The sequence below is a fragment of the Mesorhizobium sp. ISC11 genome (genome assembly GCF_037162595.1).
In the GTDB taxonomy this organism is placed as follows: Bacteria; Pseudomonadota; Alphaproteobacteria; order Rhizobiales; family Rhizobiaceae; genus Mesorhizobium; species Mesorhizobium ciceri.
The window spans coordinates 6,339,906-6,359,497 of record NZ_JAVSPW010000001.1 but is presented as its reverse complement, the minus strand read 5'-3'; the positions used below and the strand labels follow the sequence as shown (position 1 = coordinate 6,359,497).

The following is a 19,592-nucleotide window of genomic DNA, read 5'->3' as shown; positions in this document are numbered from 1 at the left end:
CACCGGGGAAACTGGAGACAAATGGTTCGCACGCCCCCAGCTGCCCATCCATCGATCAGGAAGGCTACAGAAAGCCCTTCCGAAAATCTGGCGACATTTAGCCAAGATACCGGCTCTCATTATGCCACCTCAGCGCCTCTGCTTCCGGTTTCGCATTTTGGATCGCTGGCAATGTGATAGCTGAGCCATGCAGTTCGTAATAATGCCGCCCGTTGTCGAACTCTTCTCGGATGCGGCGGCTGACCTCAAAGCGGTGTTCGGGCGTGACGGTCACGTAGCCTTGGTCAAAGAGGCTGTGAATGTCCCGCCGCATAAGGATGCCGTTGCTTGGGGAATGCTCTCCGCCGTCGGCGTATGGCCGAATATGGGCGGCTTCCAAGGCCGGGAGGGTGCGCTCCTGAGTGATTGCGCAGCGCCTACCATATAGGTCGGTAACGACTAACCGAAAGGCCCCCTGACCGAGACGCGGACGGATCAACGTCGGTTCGCCGTAACGCGCCTGCTCCTCCGCGAGCGAATAAGGACCAAACGAAGGGGCCATAGCGGCCTGTGCGGCCTCCCACAGCGCTTTCCCTTCTGGTTCCGAGGTATCATAGCCACGAAGGCTGACGATGTTCGGTGACCACGATGCTGGCGGAGAAAACCACCTGCTTTCTGGGAAGAAGAAAGGCTGTGTGAGGATGCGGCATCCTATTTCTATCGGACCTGCCGTCGCAGGATCGACCTTGCGATAACGCAGGATGCGAGAGCGCATCTCTGTAAGGCTGGTGACGCCGTTCGCGATCCCGAACGCTTCCCATGCAAGTGACAAAGGCATGATCGTCGATGAAGCGAAGACACCACCGCCGACAATCATGTTGATCGGTGAGTGGAGCTTGAACAGGAATAACTCGCCGGGTTGCAACGCGCGGAAGGATTTTGGCGAGGGAGACCAAAAATTGACCTCGGCAAGATCGGGTTGGCGACGCAACTGGTCGAACCAGTCGCCATCCGTTACCGCCACCACGATCCTTACGCTCATCGGAACTTCCTGTGTTCGTACTGGCTTCGTGGATTATCCCGACCTCGGCGAAGAGACCCAAGGAACTGTTTCCTTTTTTGCCTTACAACTTGATCGTGTCCCATTCATATCATTGGATGGCGCTGGGTCTCAACGCTCTGAGTTTGGATGGTCCTATGGGCCGGGTAAAGCAACGGTACAACCGACGCCAAGCTGAACTGCGTTTCGAGCGTGCATATGAAAGGATCGCTGGCGCACAGTGCATTTACTGCGGGATGCCGAATGACGGGAAGTTTGATCATCAACCCCCGGTTTACGTGCTTCACAGGTTCGCTGACGGCGGATTGGTCACCAAGAAGGCAATCCGGGATAGGTTTGGCCAGTGCAAACTGGTCCCCTGTTGTACCATTTGCAACATGGGGCTTGGTGCCTTCCACGGTTCAACCGACAACGACCGAAGACAGGAGATTGTAAATTGGCTTCTCGTGGATGAGCGATACCCGGAGGATAATATCGTTTTGGAAATCGCGAACCGGCTGATTGAACATCGCCTCCAAGGCAGTCGGGGAATTGGTCGACCGTGAACAATCCGAGCCCTAAGCGGCGACCGGCTTCGGCCGGATTTGAAGCAGGGCAATCAAGAGCGACAAAAACCCCTTCAGCCACCTGAGCAGGAGGGAGAAGTTGTAGCCGGCGGCGGCCAGGATGGCGTTGAGGGTGTCGCCCTGCTGGCCGGCGAGGTAGTTGCGGCCCATTCTGTGTTCGCTCTTGATGTGGCCGATGACGGGCTCGACCGCCGACCGCCGTCGCATCTGGCGCTTGATGGCTGGGGTGACGCGGCGTTTCTGGCCCGCGGTGAAGACCCTGAGCTTGTGGCTCTGCGGTGCGTTGTGGCCGCGATAGCCGGCGTCGGCGAGGATGCGGCCGATCTCGTTGCCGATGGTCTTTTCCATGTCGGGGATGACGCTTGCCAGCGTGTGGCCGTCATAGGGATTGCCGGGCAGTGCTTTTGCATGCAGGGCGAACTGGCCGCCCCTGGAGCGCTTCAGCGTGGTGGCCACCGACACCTTCACCCCGAACTCGTAGGGCGCATGCGCCTTGCCCTTGCCGATGCATTCCACCTCGTGTGCGTGCAGGCTGTAGATCTTGCGGCCGCGCTGGCGCTGGCGTTGCTCGAGAACGGTGGCGGCCTGGTAGAGCGGCCATTTGAACAGCGCGTCCAGCCCCTGATCGCCGGCGATCTGGCGACCAATGTCGCGAATGGTCCGGCCGAGATAGGTCTTGAGCTTGCGTAGCGCCTTGTTGGCCCGCTTGAACTGCTTGGCGTGGGCATAGCGCTGGTGGCTGATCAGCGCCAGCTTGCCGACCCGCACATAACTCTGGCGCAAATGGAGACCCGTCCTCTTGGCCAGCCGCACCAGCCGTTCGCGTGCCCGATGGATGAGCTTGGCGTCGGTCGGGAACATGACGTTCTTCGGCTGCACGGTGGTGTCGACGATCACCTGGCGCGTGTCGGCCGGTTTCATCGCCCCGGTCTTGACCGCGAGGCTGAGGCTCTCCTGCAACAGCACCATAATCCGCTCCTCGCCCATACGGCTGCGCCAACGCGTCATCGAGGAGCGGTCGAACGGCAGCGTATGGCAAAAGAACGTCTCGCCGGTGAGATACTGGAAATAAGGGTTCTCCACCCAGCGCTCGCACAGCACCTCATCCGACAGGTTGAAGGTGTGCTTGAGGATCGCCAGCCCCGCCATCAGCCGGGTCGGCAGCGGCGGCATGCCGGGGCCGTCCGAATAGACGGCGCCGAAACGCTCCTCCAGCACCGGCCAGTCGATCGCCTGCGCCAGCCGCACCAGCTCGTGCTTCATGTTGATGATTTGGTCGAGCCGGGAGCGGAACAGGTCCTGCTCTCCCGTCTCGCGCTTCTCGCGTGGCCTGGACATTCGCTGTCCCCTCGATTCGCCGCCGCCGAACCGAGTGAATCACGCTCCGCGCCACAAGGGAATCGCAAAACCGAATTGCAGGAAAACAGCGTCCAAATACCGCTAATCCTGCAATTCCAAAGCCGCTATCCGCCTCAATCAACAGGCCAGATCAATGGCTTGCGGATAGTTCACGGCCGACGAATTGAGATTTACGAGTTTCCCGCCGTTGGTCGTGTCGTCTACATCAGCGCTTTGGTCGGTTTGATTGAAGGACAGTTCGGCAGCCCCGACGAATTTCCAGATTGGCTGAAGGTCACGCAATCAGAACTGGCTGATTGGCTTCGGGGAGCGCCAAGACGAAAGTCGAAGTATTTTCTGGATATGGCAAATCTGGAGAGCTACGAACTGGTGCCGGATGCCCGCGACGATCCTCGCGGTCAGTTCAAGGCTCAGTAGTCGTTGCTCATGTGATCTGACACGCGAGCAAGAGCAAGGCAAAGGCGCAATCGCAATATCCACAATGGCCCGCCTATCGCCTGCCTCTTTTGCGACGAGCTATCAGGGCCTTTGAGATAATTGCTGCGAAAGCGACCGAGAGGTTTATGCCATCTGGTCTTTCAGAAAGCTCTAGGAATGCTGCGCCGATTACCTCAGGGGCGAAGTCTCGTTCGATCACAAAGCTCGTTATGTCATCTAAATTTCCAGAACGATCATTTGCGTCAGCATTCCGGCGTAGCGAGTAATTTTTTCTGGGGTCAATTTTCCGTTCGTCTGGTTTGACGGCCTGCTCTGGAAAAAGGCCGGGCTGATCGGGCGCACGCGTTTCGGTGGATGAGGCCGACGGTAAATTCCGGCGATCCAACTTGCGTGGTTTCTGACGACGCTTAGTGAAAACAGTCTGCCCGAATTCTAAACGCATCCATTGCCAAACGGCATCATTTGTTTGCCATTCTTGCCCAAAAGGAACAGCCGTACCAAGACCCGCGAGGACGAAATGATCACCAATTAAACCGACGGCATCGCTTTGTGTGCCGGGGGGCGACCAAGAAATGAGATCGGGGTAGCCAAAACTTTGCGCGGGCTTCCCTTGAGACACATCAACCAATCGGGTTGCTTCGCTAACTAGATATTCTGCATCCTGCAGAGGCCAGTTTGGAGAAGTTGGCCGAACAGCGCCTATAATAGCGCCTGACATCGATGAAATGGTATCTGTATCACTGCCGACCGAGTTCGCACCCAGTCGCAGCACGTCCTCATTAGACATCACGTCCGCAAAGGTGCTTAGAGCTGCAGCAGCTATGGCTGTGTGAAATCCAGCGCCGCGAGTTTCATCCGCGAAACCACCAACAACTTGGAGTATCTCGCTGTAGTTGCTCCCTCTATCTCCGAGCAGTTTTTCTATCCGAGCAACTGAACTGAGGCCGAAGTCAATCTGACGCTTTATTGCCTCTGGGAGTGTTATTCGCGCCCTTTCCTCCCAAGCCCCCAGCCAAAAGAGGCCCAATTTCTCGTCTGAGCGGATAATGGACGTGCAGTATTCAAGGTCTCCAATGAATTCGACCCATTCACGGGGTCCCGGCACCCGTCCCGACGAGAGTGCATACGCTACGCACTGTGAGTGAAAAACAGCACCACAAAACCCGGTTGGATGTCCGTGTGTGGTCACGGCATCCCTTAGGACATCTGCCAAAAATGTATCTGGTCGAGAGGGATCGCCTTTCCAAACGTGCGGCTGTATCCGCATCGCTGCTCCGTTGCCGCCCGCTTGAAAATAGCCCCGCTCTTGACCAGAGCCAAAGAAATTATTGAACCAGTTTACACTGTTCTTAGTTAGGTTGGCGGCAGCCGCAGTGGTGCCTCTCCCCGCGCCTAGGGAATAGGATGCCCAAACGGGGAGTTCGACCTTAGCAAAAACCTCGACGTCGAACTCTCCGCTCCCGCGAATTGCTCTAGACACAGCCAGTCGCAACTGGGTGTCATCCGAGTACGTTCCGGCGGGAAGAACGACTGTTGGACCAAAACGTCCACCAATCCTGCGCCTCCATTCGACAGGGGCATCGACAATATGGTTCCCGGTCCGGTACCGTACCGTATCTTCACTCCCCAGCTCTGTGATCCAGCCCATAGCGTCGCCAGCGGCGGCCCACAGGGCTGAACCAATCACTGCCGTCCGCTGTTTCGACGCCACCGCCAATTCTGGTCCCCTCATCTAATTTGGATTTCCGCGGAATTTCGCTTCATCGACAATCACCTCTACATCAGCTCTGCCAAAATTTCCGAGCACGGCAGCCACCCGGTCGGCTTCTTCGCCTTGGCGAACGTATACACGACGAAGATATTCCATCGGAACCGCGTCGGGATATAGCACTTCTGCCTGCTCGCATGTCGAAAGGTGCGCGGCTCGCCGCCCGCGATATGCCTTCCATCCGTTATGTCGCTTTCGTGGCACAACATCATCAAACAGGGCCAGTAGCCCCTTTGGTCCAAGGCCCCTCACTGTCAGGTCGTAAATGTTATTTGTGGTAGAAAAATATACTCCATCGTGCGCCAGAATTTCCGGGTCAAAAGACAAAATTATCCAATAAAGGTCTCTACCCGCATGCCACTTCAAAGAATGTTTAAACAGGTTTGTCGTAATTTCCGAAATGCTTAGATTTACATAGTCGATCCATTTGACGGTTTGGTCAAACCAATCCTCTTCTTCGGAGCGGAAGGGAGCATTTAGAGTAAGTATGCTCTTGAGATTTTCTTCTTTTTTTAGATGGCTTCTGGCGAACAGTTTCCCTGAATGCAAGCACCCAGTTAGCCCTAAGTTAGTTGTAAAATGCAGGACCTCACGGATACCGCGTTCGTTCACAATCTCAGGAATTGTGGGCATTCAGACTGCCCTTTCCGTGAATGTGCCGCTCCGAAAATAGCGGACAAGGCCCGAGGCTTCGCTCGCCTTGTAACCGATTGTCACTGATTTTCGAGCGCGAGCTACAGCCATGGCAAGCAGCCGTCGTAACGTCAGAAGCTGGTCGTCGTCCTCATCTGATCCATGAGGGGTGACCTCTTCACTCAAACCGAGGATGACCACGTGATCGAACTCAAGCCCCTTCGCGCTGTGCATCGTGCTCAGCACTATGTTTGTGTCATTGTCGGGCCACTCCCTAGACCTCGTTATATCGTCGTACGGCAGCTTTTCGCGTTTTAGCCTGCCCTCAACTTCACGAAACCAAAGCCCTCCTAGAGGTTTCAGGAAGGCCACTGTTTCACTCTTAAGGTCCACATTCTTCCGAATATTATCGATTGCTGCGTCAAGCTGACCGCTGTACTTTCCCTTTAGCACCAGAGGCAAAGGACCTCTCCTCGTCGCTTTAGTCAGGTCGGGTAAGGTACCATCATCATCTATTTTCAGTCCCGACACGATGCCGCTGGCAAACTCTGCAATCTCAACGGTATTTCTGTGATTTTGCGCTAGTCGATAGAATTGTGCCTGTCTCGCGACAATACCGGCTTCCAACCAAGTGTATCCGCGCGGATAAAGGCGTTGAGCGGTGTCGATGACAAGAGTTAGGGCGTACTCGTTAGCCAAATGGCGACGCAACGCCCTTATTTGATTGGCGGAAAAATCTTGCGCCTCATCTACAACAATAATCTGATATCCACGAGGAGGCGCGCTAAGTGCAGCGGCGGTAAGGTCTTCCCAATCTAGAAAGCCTGCTTTGGCTATCTCTGCCCTGTATTTTTCAATGACCTTCAGGATCAGCTCTCTGTTTGGACGCTCTACGCGAGGTGCAATGCCGCGTCCGGCTCTTTCCGCATCTAAGTAAGCTCCGCTGCTGCCGGGCAAGAACCGCCCCATTACGTACTCAACCTCAGATGCCACAAATTTTGAGGGCAACTTGACACCCTCAAGGGCAGCCAATCGTGAAATACGTCCGGTTCGGTCATTGATTATGTTTGGGTGTATAGCGAACTGACGAGCCCACTGGGCAAAAGTGCGTACTTCAAGCGATACACCACCACCACGGGTGGCCTGCTCCTCGGCTAAAGCCTCGACATAACCGCAAAGAGTGCGGTTGTACGTCAACACTAAGGTCTTTACCGGCTCTGCGATCCCCATGCGCTTGTGCCGAGCTCGGAACATGTCCGTGAGATTTCGCAATCGGAGGAGCGCAGTGGTTGTTTTGCCGCTACCCGCAGCACCCCGGATGATTTCCGTTCCCGTTCGAGTGTCTGCTATGATTTTGAGCTGTTCATCAGTTGGTTTTGGTGTGCCTAGTACTTTCATGGAAATGCGTCCCCCTGCTGCATACAAACACTAAGGCTGGAACGTAAGCAACTGAGGCAGAAATTTAAGTGTATTGATTGTGAGCACCCTTACAATCGTTCGTGTACTGTCGTAGCGCTGGATGGTCGTCAGCCGCAGTCGGGATGGCAGGTGATGGCCCAACTCCACCTGCTTAGCCACGCTGGATGGCTTGCTCACACAGGGCCGCGCTGGACGAGGCTGTCAGCCTTATTTTCGAGTTTTATCTGCTGAGCGGAAACCACACCTTGAAGCTGATATCAAACCCGGTCACGTTCCGCATAGCCGGGCCACTGTCACAGCCATCCAGATTTTTGCTCGGAAATTCGGGGGGAGCACATGAGCCTTTCTGATCTGACCCGGTCAGCCGTTGAGTTGGCTATATCCGAATACGATGAGATCGGTCCCGAGCGCTTCTTGGAAAAGTATGGTTTTGGTAAAGCCCGAAAGTACTTTCTCGTCGTCGGAAATCGTGAGTACCACTCAAAGGCCATCGCGGGAGCAGCCCATGGCTTTCTTCCCGGGCAGCCTATGCCGCTGCGCTCTGAAGATTTTTCGGGCGGCGAGAGCACGGTGGCACACGTGCTACGCAATCTCGGTTTCGACATGCGCTCCATTGAAGCGAAGCCTCGCAATCCGACTTGGACGCGCGATGAACTGATCCTAGCGCTCGACCTCTATATGGAGAACCCAACCTCTCCGCCCGGCAAGACCAGCAGGAAGATCGCTAAGCTCTCGGAAGAGCTAAGCAAGCTGGCCGCGATCCTCGGTGTTTCGGGGGACACAGAGTTCCGGAACCCAAACGGCGTCTACATGAAGGTGATGAATTTCCGCCGTTTCGATCCCGCATTCGCTGCCGTGGGCAAATCCGGTCTGAGCCATGGTGGACGAGAGGAAGAGCTGGTCTGGACAGAGTTCTCGCAAGCTCCCGAACGACTGCACGCCGTCGCGTCCGCTATCCGCGCTGCCATCCTCGCGGGAGCGCTGCAGGGGGCGGCCCAGCCTGACCTAGGTTATATGGAGGAAGCGGAGGAAGGCCGCCTGCTGACTGCCATGCACCAGCGAAGAGAGCGCAACAGAAAGCTAGTGGAGGCTCGCAAGCAGAAGGCGCTGGAGGAGAAGCACGAGCTTCGTTGCGAGGCTTGCGACCTTTCTTTCGGGGACCGGTATGGCCCGCATGGCGACGGCTTCATCGAGGTGCATCACATTCGACCCCTCCATACGCTCCGTGAGGGCGACAAAACGGCTTTGAGCGACCTCGCGCTGGTATGCGCAAATTGCCATCGGATGATCCATCGCCGCAAACCTTGGCTTTCGGTTGCACAAGTCAGGACGCTGTTAAACGAGATGGGTTCTGCATCGGCCTAATTGCGATTGAATAGAACCGATCCCATGTCGCCGGATACAAACGCTGGACCCAGCAAGCAGACGGGTGGTGGGGTACACCAAGGGGGGGCCGGGTCTACTGGTCCACCGGGAGCTCGACCCCGAGGGCCGACGCGCAACTTGTTGATCGAAACGCCAAAATTGACAAGTTACCAGCCACGCTCGATAGAATTTCAGGCGTCAGTATAATGGTCGACTTGGTCAGAACCTGATAGGCAAAGGGAGAGAAACCGCCGTACCCACCGAACCCATTTTTCGCATTGACCAACCCGCAGACCACGTTTTGTGGATACTGGGCATACATCGGGTCAGGATGCCTAAACGACATGAACTGCGCGGACATCGGATCCTTCAATTTGGACATTACGGCGGCCATCGCGGTCTTAGCGTTCGCTTCCCCAACCTTGCCCACACTGTCATCAAGCACCTGTTGGGCGTTAGCGGAAGCCGCCGCCAATACGCTCCAGAGCAAAGCCAATTTCACTCTCATAGGGCACCCTCAATAGTCGAGAGGTCGAAGAACCTGAAATTCATCATGTCCCCCTTTGCTCTCAGCAAATACTCTCGCATGGCCTGCCGTCGCTGTCGCGGTCCAGCTTCCCACCCCACGAGCAGGTATTCAGCGCCCAGAGATGAATGGTCCGACCACAAAGAACCATGCCACTATTCTACCATCCGCTGTGAGGTGTTGCGTCGTTTGAACTCCAATGCGAGTTGTTGCCACTTTTCCGTCCCTCAACGTTGCGGCAATGATGCCGGCAGTTCACGGGGCACAAGCTTTTCGCGACTGTCTGCCGGGGCGTCGGTCACCGCGCGGATGATAAACTGAACGCATTCGCCGACCAAGTTTTGAACAGCAGCTAGCTCGCCGGTTGCCCGCCCACGGTCGTCGACATTATAGGAAAAGGCAATGTCACTAGTTGCACGACGGACACGTCGTGCCACTTCAAAAAGCCTCTCGGGGGCTGTAGCTGCCCATTTTTGGGCAAGCGACAAAATCCCAAAAATTTTCCCAGCTACCCGCCACAGCTTTGACGAAGGCAACGGCTGCGGCTTCCAAAAATCCCGCCACGCTGTGTACCCTTCGGTGCCCGCTCGTAGCTCTAGTTAATTGAAGTTATCCCGAGTGAGTTAGAACGGTATCTCGTCGCTTCATGCTGAGGCCAGCGTGTAGGCAACCAACTACCATCTGGTGTTTCACCACTTACTCATCCCGCCATATCATCCGTCTCGCCTATGGGATGTATTCCCCGTCGGCCTTTGCTTACCTCCGAAATGTTCTCGCCGTCTTAGCCAAATGAGGTTAAGCGTGTCTCGGACCCAACTTGCGGGGGGCAGCTCCCGTCGCCTTGATTGATTGGATATCGGCATGAGCAAAACCATAGAAAAAGTTAGGGTGAGAATTAAAGAAAACAAGAAAGTTTACATTCACAACGATCTCTCCAACGCCGCTTATTATTTTCGCGCCCGAATTAGGGAACGTTTCAAAGCACGTGATCACGAGGGATTGGGGCATGAAGTAATGGCATGTCTTACTATGATTGCGTTCGCGATTGAGGCGAACGTCAACTTTATAGGCTCTAAAGTTATGAACCCGTGGGATGAAGCTTTGCCTACGAAGGAAAAAATGAAATTGGTTTCTCAGAAGCTCGGCTTTGGTGCCGACTTTGGCAAGCGTCCCTATCAAACTGTCACAGAGCTAAAGCAATTTCGGGATGCGTTGGCGCACGGCAAACCCATCGAACTTACGCGAGAGTTCGAAGCTATCACTACTCAAGAGGAACTCGACAAAAGCAGTTATCTGCAGGGTGAATGGGAGAAATTTGTAGACATAGAATTTGTCGAAAGGGCCTATAAGGATATGCAGGAAATCTGGTCTGAATTGATGAAAATGTCGGGCCTAGAAGTTTTTGATGCCATCACAAGCGGGGGGAGGTCAATCGAGTTCATCGAGCACGTAAAAGGCTGACAGTCAAAGCGCGCTGTCGAAAAACGACTATCTCACAAAACCCGAGCCGCTGCGCTGTCATCGAACAGATCGACAGCACGCAGGTAAGGTGCAAGACCGGCGTCACTGCGGTGTCCCGTAACCTGCCTGATCTTATAGCTTGTCGCACCCGCCATTGCTGCCGAGGTTGCAAAGCCGCTGCGCAGAGAGTGAGCGGAGAAGATGGCAGGATCGTAGCCTGCTGAACTGACACGAACCTTGACCACGTCGCTGACGGCCTCACCGGAAACGCGCTCTGGAACGATGTTGCCGTGCTTGTCCATGCCGAGGAAGATCGGCCCGGCCTCGATCCTCGCGACCTCCAGCCAGCGTTTCAGAGCGGCAATCGGGCAGTGCCGCGTGCGCCCGAAACGCATAGCAATTTCGCGCCCGGCACCTTCTTGATCAGTCTTGCTCTTGCGGATTGTCACCAGCGCGCCTTGGCTTGTGAACGCTATATCCGCAACGTCCAGAGCCACCAGTTCCGACCTGCGCAGGGCACAACCCCAGCCCAACAACAACATCGCCCGATCCCTCACATCCTTCGTGCGATCTCCGAGGCGGTCGAGAATTGCGAACAGGTCATCGCGGAGAATGGCCTGCGCCTGCCGTTGCTTGACCCCGAGGGTCCGGCGCACTCCGCGCAATGTCGCGCGGACCAATTCGCTCTTAGTCGGGTCCTCTGCACTGATGGCACGATGGGCTTTGCTGATCGAGGCCAGCCGCCGCTGTAAGGTGGCCACGGCATAAGTCTCAGCGCCTTCGGCCAGATACGCCGCGACCATTTCCGGGGACGCAGGGAGCCGCCTACCGGTCCCCTCGAAATGGGCGACGTCGAGCCCGTATGCGCGCTTGGTCGCATTGGAAAGGGAGTTGGAGACCAGACGCTGGACACCGAGGGGCATGTCGCCCGGCAGTGCATCGTGGCTGACGGCGATCAAGCTCCCTTTGTTAGTATGCGGCTCAAAGGTCATAGCGAAACTCATCGAGAAGGCCGAGATCGTTGCGCAGGAGGTCCAGCGGCACTTTCGGGTCTGCGAGGCGCAGTCCGTGGAAGCCCTCGTCGGCAAGGCGGCGCAAGGTGAGCGCAGCGGGATACTGAACCCGGCGCAGGCACATTTGGCTTTCGACGCGGAACAGGGCCTCACCCGCGAAACGCAAACGCTGCCGGGGTTCGATATGATCGCAGACCCAGCGATTGAACTCGCAGGGGCGGCCAAGGAAGCCCTTAAGGGCAGCGATACCGGCGTGGCTGAATTTGTCATGCCTCCATAGCGGAAGCCCGTCACGGCCCACGGAAACTGGCGGGAAGGCGTCATCGAGTTCTTTGAGAGAACCAGCAGGTCGCAAAGGCCCCAGCACCGCTAGAACCAAGGGCAAGGCTTCGCGGGTTTGCGCAAATGCGCGGGTGGCCAAAGTCGCGGTCGCGGCGCTGGTGCCGGTATTGCGCAGGGCCTCGAACACGGCCTTCGGGTCGGGCCTGCCGACCGCGTTGTGGCGCTCGCTCCAATCGGCTCCCGCCGCCCGCCATGCCGCCATCGCTCGCGTGAATAGAGCGCAGGGGTCGCGAAGCAGGTCAATCAACTCGGCGGCGGTCAGCTCTCCGAGCGAGGCACGGAGGTCAGCCAGTTCGGGATGGTTCTTTGCGACAATATAGCAATCGTCCGTCGAGCGATCCTTGGTCGAACGGCACAAGGCGGACACGAGAGAAGCCGCCACCCGCCAGTCGTCACCGAGGCGTTTGCGTAGGGTCTTGCTCGATGCCCCGCACACGACCAACTCGACCACGGATAGGTCAGCGTGCCCGACATCCTCGGTAGCGATGGCCACCAACCTTCGGAACAGACGGTCGGGCGACTGGTCGAGCAAGGTAGACGCGGCGGACAATGCGAAGGACAACTCACCCCGGCGCACGCTTTTTTGGATCAGCGCCAGCGCCCCATAGATCGGGATCGTGAGCTGTGCGGGCCGGTCATAGCGATGTTGCTCGGCGAGTTGTTCGATGATCGACGGGGTGGGGTCGAACAGAGGCAGTTGCATGTTGGTCTCCCTGTTTTCGAGGGAGGCCATAAGCCTGCGGCCCACCATTACGCATGGCAGACCAGCGCCCAGCATACCAACTAAATCGACCCGGATCACAGCGATTGGCTTCAGAAATGTCTCCCCGGGAGCACGCTCACAATGGTGCTAAAAGAGATGCGGTTTTCTCTCTTCACGCCATTGGCAGTCTAACTCAGGCAGGCTTGGATAAGGTTCAACGTGTGCTCCAACCTCGGCGTATGGGGCGATAACCGGAAACCTCCGTGCCTCGGGAAATCGAAAAAGAAACGAGGGTCCGCAGACCAGAAATGTAGTTGCGGCGTCGTGGCCCATCACAGTTTTCGGCGCTCGTCCGCGACCCGCCCAGCATTCAGCTCTTCGCTTATAGCTTCCGACTTGATCCTTACCCAGCCTGTCTGCGGGAGACTTCACCTCGACATGAACCGCAAAGCGAAACTGCCGTGGTGTCTCAAACACCGCGAGCAGATCGGTCTCGCGTTGCCCGCAACCTCCGCAACAGCAACGAGTTGTCCAATAGCTTCTCCACCAATCCAGCGAACCGGGTGTTCGCTGCGCCCATTGTTCTTTCCACAGAAGGCGAGCAGTGGAGGCATGTTCGGCAAAACATGTTTTGGCAACAAACCAATGCCGAAAGCTCGCACTAGCCACTAGCGCTGAGGCGATGGGGTTGGCGTAAATGTATTCAATGCTACCGTAACGCATTCTCGTCCCCATCACCTTCTAGGATGACGCCTGACACAGCAGCCCGAATGGCAGCATCGACCTCCAGCACCGCGCTCCGTTTCTCATCCAAGCGGCGGTGCAGCGCTTCTTTCAAGCGACGACAAGAAAACGTGATGTCCTCCTCAATGGCACCCGTAGCTAGAGCTATCTCGAGCCTGCGAGCATCCCCCCGGAACCTGAAGCTGTCGTTGTTAAACGCGATTTTTCGCGAACCCGGTTTGCCGTGGCAAAACCGAACATTCTGGGTCTGAGACCTGTCGGTCCGCTCAAGCACAGATACGACTTGCTCGACCGTGTATCCATTAACCCGGTGCCAGTGCGTGCAAAATTCAGGTCTCCAACTTGACCACGATGGAAACACACTGCTGGCACCCACAAAGGTTTTCACATAGACGCCGTCGTCGTAACAGAGACCTATCCCCGGCGTCAGAGTTTCGCTTCCGAGCCACCGCTCGGTGCTGTCTCCGGCGGATTGTTGGCTGGCATCGCGCGGAGAGGTTTCGCTCGCCTGCCAACGGCCAGAGGCAAGGCCGGTCACTCGATGCCACCCGCCACTGAGGCGAAGAGCGCAGGTTCCTACAAACTCGTCGAGATCGTATTCTGCTAGAGCTGCCAGCGGCGTGAGGGAGCGGTCACACGTAAGAAGCCGATCCACTCCCTCGGCAAATACCTGTACTCTGGAGCATACTTCCCAAATCGGGCCGAGATCGTCAGGGCTGCTCATAGGCCCGATTGCCAGACGGACTTGGGTAAACAGAGCGACCCTTGCGGTGAGGGGATACGGGTCAGCGATCTTATGCGGACCATCACGCCAAGAGACGATCTCAGCTACAGCCTCCTTCGACATACCTTCTTCGGCGATAGGCTTGCGCTCAATCATGAGCTGTCCTGTCCATTCGCCGCATAGAACCTCAAGGATGGGAGTGGATGGCAGTGGTGAAGAAAACTCCCAAGTGTTGAACTCGTCCTCATAAGACGCCTGCATGGCGTCGAACTCTTCTGCCAATGGTATATCGCAGGGCTTCGTCGGTGCGACTGTTTTGGGGATGGTCATGAAAGTTGGTTTGAACGCGGGAACGAAGCGATGAGTGGTCGCATCGTAGCAGCCGGGGAGGTTCCTAAGCTCTTGGAAGAAGCGATCAAAGAGTGGGGATCGGGCAAGCTGTTTTGTAACCTCGTGTAGTAAATCAGAAAATTCAACATTTTCATTGCCAGCGGGAACGCCGCCGATGTGCATAAGGCTTGTGTCGCGGAAAGCCTCGTAGAGGGCTTCATGTTCGGCGATATCAAGCACTGATGCCAAGGTTTTCACGATCTCAACATAGTGCTGAAGGTAAGGACATTGATCGCGCTTGATTTTCTTACGGGCAACAGCTCGCTCAAGGCGGCTGTCGAGCTTTAAACGATCAAGCTTATACCCGGCCAAATTGGCAGGAATGCGCGCCTCAATGGTCTGTCGAGTAGAGTTTTTGAGCTTGGCTTCCCGAAAGAGCTTGTCCACGTATTGCGCCACAGGCACACGATCATCAACGCAGAGCTTGGTCTTTCGAGGCGTTCTCATTTCCTCATTGAGCGTGAGGATTAGATTGGCCTTCGCAGACCCCTTCCTTAACATTGTGTCGTCTACCGTGCTCGCGGGTATTCCATCGAACGTGGCGGCAAGCGGGCGTTTCGAATAAAAGTCTATAACTTTTCCAGACATCAAATTCCCCTTCACGGCGCGCCTGTTCTTGATAGCGGGAGATTGAACCGAACTGGCTGATCGGTCGGTCGCCCCCCTATAGGATGCGCGACTGTTGCTTTGGCCGTGCCTTGAACACGGTTTTGACAGTTGCACCCCCGCAGGGGATCACCACGTTTTTCAACCGTTGCGCCATTTCGATCACCGAGCGCGCCTCTTTTTCAAGCAATGCGGCATCTCGCCCTGTGAGCATGACGCCTGCGGATGTGTGAGTGCCATGCTCAAGCACGAAACAAATCTCGGCGGGTCGCCGTCCGCGTTGCTGCATTCGTCGCTGCGCGTGGCGGGACACATCCATCTCGCCTTCGCCTAGAAAGTCGCGTGAGATAGCGGAGCTGATATGAATTGAGTGTCCGATCATTTGTATCTCCCATCATTTGGCGTATCACCATGTTAGAGGGCTTCTCCAGACATTGGCCTCAAAACGCTGGGACAGGGAGGAATTTCTGGGAGGAAATGACTATTATTTTTGGGAGAAAGAGAGCGCAGCACCAACGGGTCCAAATCCAGCGCTTGTTTCTTACGGAAGAGGGGGCTTTCGCGTCAGGGACACCCGGTGGCTGGTGCCGGGACACACTTGCTGCTGAATTTGTCCTTCCCGACTTTGCCCCTTGCCGTTGCGAAGCTGAGGACATGTCGAAATGCTCGGATGCTCAAATAGCCAACCGGCTGAGATGCATAGGCTATCTGCTAAGGAGGGCACATCGAGTTACCACTTACGCGGGTTGTCTCTCCACAGGGACGACCATGTCTCGCTACATCCCCGCAACGTCCAGAACAACAACATCAGTGATCGATTGTAGCTAGTCGCCGATGAGCTACCGAGAAGACTTCATTTTTGCTAGGCGCTCCTCCAACCTTTTCGTAATCGTCTTGTCGGCCAGCGGAATGTAGAAAGCTGAATGCTTAGGGCTCGCGCCCAAGATAGCCGCGACCAGATCGCCGTCCTGAAAGCTCTCAACGAGATACAGCGTAATACGATCTCCGACGACTTCGTCCGCGTAATAGTAGCGAAGGGGATGGTACAGGAAATAGAACTTTCCGGCCTCGAATGACGTTCCGCCAAGTGGCAAAGTCGAAAGGTCCGTTTCAAATTTCTGGCCTGTTAGCACGTTCTCGTATGAAACCTGAGCGGAAACAGCCGACAGCTCCACTCTGACGTTAGCGTCCAGTACGCGGGCACGGATGCGCATGATTTCCACCTCAATCGCCGCGACTATCCCGGACCTGAAAAAGTAGTTGTCCGGTGGAGTGACCGAGCGACCAAATACCACCCGGCGGACGAGTGACGTTCCGTTGGTAAATGGCTGTGATGCGAGCGGGTCCACCGCTTCCAGCAAACTGCTCCCTCCCTCCACTGAAGTCTTTCGAAGATAGTAGGTCATCTGAGAAGGCTCGTCGGGCAGGTTTGCCTTCGATCCATCGCGGTATTCGAGGGTAACGCGAACGACCCGATGAGCATCTGTCTCGCCTAGGTCTCTTACCTCGGGTTGAACCACGAATGGTGGCGACCCATCTTCAGCCAACACGGTGATGGGAGGTAGCCTAAATTCATTGGTCGGGAAGGCGATCTTAAAGAGATCAACATCATGGCGCTTGGCAACTCGAATTGCACCCTCTTGATAATCGCTGGTGCTAACGAAAACCGCCTTATGGACTTTCGCGTCCTTGGCTTTGGTTACAAAGGCATCGATCATTTCAACCGAGATTGATCGCCTCTTGTGCTTTACCTCGAACCCGATCAGCACGTGATAAAATCCGGCCTGAATGGTGGCGAGAACGTCAAACTGTCGGCGCTCGATTTTCACGTTCCACTGGACCTCGGCGCTCTCCATCGTCAGCCGATTGATTGCAGCGGTAATGAGTTCGATGAATTTGTCGTCGGAAATCATTGACGTTTGCCCGAGAGCGAGGACACATCCCTAGCCCAAGCGACCGCGTTGCGCCACTCGCGCAAACTACGGCTTCTGTTATGCCGCGCGACGTTGTAGCCTCGTGTCGCCTATGCAGCGACAATTAGTTCGAAGGGGATAGGTGAGAGTGTTGAAAGCGGAGAGAACGGTCTCCCGCTACCACAATCCAGTTAAACCATTGAAATGGCTAAAAATTTATACGCGTTGGTAGCGCTTCCGGTTGAAATTGTTCAATAATTTCAATGCGGCGCCATCGTGTTCCTCGCCCCGGTAGAGACGAGAAAGAGTAACGCGGTCCTCGCTGGACGAGGATTAATCCGATTGCATCGCTCGGACCTCGACCTATGCAAGCCGTTCCGCATGCCATCTCAAATGGTCGTCCATGAATGTCGAAATGAAGAAATACGAATGGTCGTATCCGTCCTGCATGCGCAACGTCAGCGGAATGCCGGCTTTGGCGCAGGCCGCCTCCAAAAGCCAGGGTCTCAGCCCGTCATTCAGGAACCCGTCCGATGTTCCCTGATCGACGAGAAATTCCGGGAAGCGGCGCCCGTCTTCAACAAGCGAAGTAGCGTCGTAGGCCCGCCACGAGGCCTCATCCGTGCCGAGATATTTTTCGAAAGCCGGCCTTGACCAGCCGGCAGCGCTTGGCTGCACGATCGGCGCAAATGCCGAGCAACTCCTGAACCGCTGCGGGTTTTTCAAAGCAATCGTCAGCGCGCCGTGTCCGCCCATCGAATGGCCCGTTATGGCTTGGCGCGACATGTCTGCCGGAAAATTAGCGGCGATCAGCGTGGGTAGTTCCTCGACGAGGTAGGAATACATCCGGTAGTTCTTCGCATAAGGCTCCTGCGTTGCATCAAGATAAAAGCCGGCGCCGCCGCCAAACTGCCAATTGTCCTTGTCATCAGGGATGTCGGCGCCGCGCGGACTGGTGTCTGGACAGACGACGATCAGGCCAAGTTCGGCGGCCATGCGCCTGTATTCGCCTTTGTCCATGACATTTTGATGGGTGCAGGTCAGTCCCGACAAATACCACACCACGGGGCAAGGCGTTTCCCGGGCCTGTGGAGGCACGAAAACGGCAAACGTCATGTCGCAGCAGCAACTCGTCGACAGGTGCGAATAGATGCCCTGCACTCCGCCATGGGATTTTGACTGGGAGATGGTCTTCATGGGTTCCGGCATATTCCCTCTCCACGGATTTCAAACACCAATGGGCCGGTGTCTACGGCATCGACCATGATCGCGGCAACCCGGGCGGATCAGGTGGGGTCGAACCGACCGGCGACGCGGACATCCGGAATGTCAGTCGCGCCGCCGGCCTAACGCCCGATGTCGGGGAGGCACGGTATTTTGGGAACACAGAGCCTTCGACGCGGGCGTGTCGTGTGAGCCGGTCAGTAAACCACGACGCTGCGAATGCTCTCCCCGGCATGCATGAGATCGAAACCCTTGTTGATGTCCTCGAGCTTGAGCGTGTGGGTGATCATAGGGTCGATCTGGATCTTGCCGTCCATGTACCAGTCGACGATCTTCGGCACATCGGTGCGGCCGCGCGCGCCGCCGAAGGCGGTGCCCATCCAGGTGCGGCCGGTGACCAGCTGGAACGGCCTGGTCGAGATCTCCTGGCCGGCGCCGGCAACGCCGATGACCACCGACTTGCCCCAGCCGCGATGCGAGGCTTCCAGCGCCTGACGCATGACTTTGGTGCTGCCCGTGCAGTCGAATGTGTAGTCGGCGCCGCCGATCTGGTCGGCGCCACGCTTGGTCATGTTGACGAGGTAGGGCACGACATCGCCGTCGATCTCCTTCGGATTGACGAAATGCGTCATGCCGAACCGCTCGCCCCACTCCTTCTTGTCGTTGTTCAAATCGACGCCGATGATCATGTCGGCGCCGGCAAGTTTCAGGCCCTGGATGACATTGAGGCCGATGCCGCCGAGGCCGAAGACGACCGCGGTGGCGCCGATCTCGACCTTGGCGGTGTTGATCACGGCACCGATGCCGGTGGTGACGCCGCAGCCGATGTAGCAGATCTTGTCGAAGGGCGCGTCCGGATTGACCTTGGCCAGCGCGATCTCGGGCAGCACGGTGAAGTTCGAGAAGGTCGAGCAGCCCATATAGTGAAAGATCTTGTCCTTGCCGATCGAGAAGCGCGACGAACCATCGGGCATCAGGCCCTGGCCCTGCGTGGCGCGGATCGCCGTGCAGAGGTTCGTCTTTCTCGACAGGCAGGACGGGCACTGCCGGCATTCGGGCGTATAGAGCGGGATGACGTGGTCGCCCTTCTTGAGCGAGGTGACACCCTTGCCGACATCGACCACCACGCCGGCACCCTCATGGCCGAGGATGGCCGGAAACAGACCTTCCGGATCGGCGCCCGACAGTGTGAATTCGTCGGTGTGGCAAATGCCTGTCGCCTTGATCTCGACCAGCACTTCGCCCTCGCGCGGGCCCTCGAGGTCGACCTCCATGATCTCCAGCGGCTTTCCGGCGGCAACAGCGACAGCGGCGCGGGTTTTCATTCTTTTTCTCTCCCAAATCTCTATTTTGCCGGGC

Annotated in this window: 16 protein-coding genes; 3 read left to right on the top strand and 13 right to left on the bottom strand. The window is 56.5% G+C overall.

Annotated features, from left to right (window positions below; genetic code table 11):
* Positions 1-97: 97 nt before the first annotated feature.
* Both RPF88_RS30625 and RPF88_RS30620 read right to left on the bottom strand, forming a co-directional pair.
* The gene (locus RPF88_RS30625; RefSeq protein ID WP_337123808.1) at positions 98-1,021 is read right to left on the bottom strand and encodes an HNH endonuclease; all 924 of its coding nucleotides are present in this window, start codon (positions 1,019-1,021) and stop codon (positions 98-100) included.
* 575 nt (positions 1,022-1,596) lie between these two features.
* Positions 1,597-2,943, bottom strand: a complete 1,347-nt coding sequence (locus RPF88_RS30620) for an IS5 family transposase (RefSeq protein WP_063169227.1) — start codon at positions 2,941-2,943, stop codon at positions 1,597-1,599.
* 75 nt (positions 2,944-3,018) lie between these two features.
* Between RPF88_RS30620 and RPF88_RS30615 the strand changes: the two genes are divergently transcribed.
* Positions 3,019-3,381, top strand: a complete 363-nt coding sequence (locus tag RPF88_RS30615; RefSeq protein WP_337123807.1) for a hypothetical protein — start codon at positions 3,019-3,021, stop codon at positions 3,379-3,381.
* A 73-nt stretch (positions 3,382-3,454) separates the two neighbouring features.
* Here RPF88_RS30615 and RPF88_RS30610 read toward each other — a convergent pair whose 3' ends face one another.
* From RPF88_RS30610 to RPF88_RS30600, 3 genes are read right to left on the bottom strand one after another with little or no spacing between them, the layout of a single operon-like run.
* Positions 3,455-5,113: an ADP-ribosylglycohydrolase family protein gene (locus RPF88_RS30610; protein WP_337123925.1), complete on the bottom strand. Its 1,659-nt coding sequence runs from the start codon at positions 5,111-5,113 to the stop codon at positions 3,455-3,457.
* Between the two features lie 21 nt (positions 5,114-5,134).
* Entirely contained in the window at positions 5,135-5,803 is a 669-nt protein-coding gene (locus RPF88_RS30605; RefSeq protein WP_337123806.1) for a DarT ssDNA thymidine ADP-ribosyltransferase family protein, read from the bottom strand.
* The gene (locus RPF88_RS30600; RefSeq protein ID WP_337123805.1) at positions 5,804-7,201 is read right to left on the bottom strand and encodes a 3'-5' exonuclease; all 1,398 of its coding nucleotides are present in this window, start codon (positions 7,199-7,201) and stop codon (positions 5,804-5,806) included. It lies immediately after the preceding gene.
* A 357-nt stretch (positions 7,202-7,558) separates the two neighbouring features.
* Between RPF88_RS30600 and RPF88_RS30595 the strand changes: the two genes are divergently transcribed.
* Positions 7,559-8,587, top strand: coding sequence for an HNH endonuclease (locus RPF88_RS30595; RefSeq protein WP_337123804.1), 1,029 nt, complete (start codon positions 7,559-7,561; stop codon positions 8,585-8,587).
* A 94-nt stretch (positions 8,588-8,681) separates the two neighbouring features.
* Here RPF88_RS30595 and RPF88_RS30590 read toward each other — a convergent pair whose 3' ends face one another.
* A complete protein-coding gene (locus tag RPF88_RS30590) occupies positions 8,682-9,083 on the bottom strand; it encodes a hypothetical protein (RefSeq protein WP_337123803.1) in 402 nt (133 codons plus the stop codon).
* 891 nt (positions 9,084-9,974) lie between these two features.
* On the opposite strand from RPF88_RS30590, the gene RPF88_RS30585 reads away from it, so the two are divergent.
* A complete protein-coding gene (locus RPF88_RS30585) occupies positions 9,975-10,574 on the top strand; it encodes a hypothetical protein (RefSeq protein ID WP_337123802.1) in 600 nt (199 codons plus the stop codon).
* 32 nt (positions 10,575-10,606) lie between these two features.
* Here RPF88_RS30585 and RPF88_RS30580 read toward each other — a convergent pair whose 3' ends face one another.
* The 7 genes from RPF88_RS30580 to RPF88_RS30550 form a co-directional block, all read right to left on the bottom strand.
* Positions 10,607-11,533 (bottom strand): site-specific integrase, encoded by a 927-nt coding sequence (locus tag RPF88_RS30580; protein WP_337123801.1) that lies wholly within the window; start codon positions 11,531-11,533, stop codon positions 10,607-10,609.
* Between the two features lie 22 nt (positions 11,534-11,555).
* The gene (locus RPF88_RS30575) at positions 11,556-12,632 is read right to left on the bottom strand and encodes a hypothetical protein (protein WP_337123800.1); all 1,077 of its coding nucleotides are present in this window, start codon (positions 12,630-12,632) and stop codon (positions 11,556-11,558) included.
* Positions 12,633-13,341: 709 nt separating this feature from the next.
* Entirely contained in the window at positions 13,342-15,078 is a 1,737-nt protein-coding gene (locus tag RPF88_RS30570; RefSeq protein ID WP_337123799.1) for a hypothetical protein, read from the bottom strand.
* 76 nt (positions 15,079-15,154) lie between these two features.
* Positions 15,155-15,478 carry a hypothetical protein gene (locus RPF88_RS30565; RefSeq protein ID WP_337123798.1) on the bottom strand — a complete coding sequence of 108 codons (324 nt, stop codon included), beginning with the start codon at positions 15,476-15,478 and terminating at the stop codon, positions 15,155-15,157.
* A 457-nt stretch (positions 15,479-15,935) separates the two neighbouring features.
* Complete coding sequence (locus RPF88_RS30560; protein ID WP_337123797.1) at positions 15,936-17,009, bottom strand: restriction endonuclease; 1,074 nt, start codon at positions 17,007-17,009, stop codon at positions 15,936-15,938.
* Positions 17,010-17,372: 363 nt separating this feature from the next.
* A complete protein-coding gene (gene fghA, locus RPF88_RS30555) occupies positions 17,373-18,218 on the bottom strand; it encodes an S-formylglutathione hydrolase (RefSeq protein ID WP_337123796.1) in 846 nt (281 codons plus the stop codon).
* A 212-nt stretch (positions 18,219-18,430) separates the two neighbouring features.
* Positions 18,431-19,558, bottom strand: a complete 1,128-nt coding sequence (locus tag RPF88_RS30550; protein WP_013529900.1) for an S-(hydroxymethyl)glutathione dehydrogenase/class III alcohol dehydrogenase — start codon at positions 19,556-19,558, stop codon at positions 18,431-18,433.
* Positions 19,559-19,592 lie beyond the last annotated feature (34 nt).

Coding starts and splice junctions, on each gene's coding strand:
- RPF88_RS30600 (WP_337123805.1), bottom strand. CDS start 7,201: ATGAAAGTACTAGGCACACCAAAACCAACTGATGAACAGCTCAAAATC.
- fghA (WP_337123796.1), bottom strand. CDS start 18,218: ATGCCGGAACCCATGAAGACCATCTCCCAGTCAAAATCCCATGGCGGA.
- RPF88_RS30570 (WP_337123799.1), bottom strand. CDS start 15,078: ATGTCTGGAAAAGTTATAGACTTTTATTCGAAACGCCCGCTTGCCGCC.
- RPF88_RS30550 (WP_013529900.1), bottom strand. CDS start 19,558: ATGAAAACCCGCGCCGCTGTCGCTGTTGCCGCCGGAAAGCCGCTGGAG.
- RPF88_RS30625 (WP_337123808.1), bottom strand. CDS start 1,021: ATGAGCGTAAGGATCGTGGTGGCGGTAACGGATGGCGACTGGTTCGAC.
- RPF88_RS30620 (WP_063169227.1), bottom strand. CDS start 2,943: ATGTCCAGGCCACGCGAGAAGCGCGAGACGGGAGAGCAGGACCTGTTC.
- RPF88_RS30565 (WP_337123798.1), bottom strand. CDS start 15,478: ATGATCGGACACTCAATTCATATCAGCTCCGCTATCTCACGCGACTTT.
- RPF88_RS30560 (WP_337123797.1), bottom strand. CDS start 17,009: ATGATTTCCGACGACAAATTCATCGAACTCATTACCGCTGCAATCAAT.
- RPF88_RS30605 (WP_337123806.1), bottom strand. CDS start 5,803: ATGCCCACAATTCCTGAGATTGTGAACGAACGCGGTATCCGTGAGGTC.
- RPF88_RS30595 (WP_337123804.1), top strand. CDS start 7,559: ATGAGCCTTTCTGATCTGACCCGGTCAGCCGTTGAGTTGGCTATATCC.
- RPF88_RS30575 (WP_337123800.1), bottom strand. CDS start 12,632: ATGCAACTGCCTCTGTTCGACCCCACCCCGTCGATCATCGAACAACTC.
- RPF88_RS30585 (WP_337123802.1), top strand. CDS start 9,975: ATGAGCAAAACCATAGAAAAAGTTAGGGTGAGAATTAAAGAAAACAAG.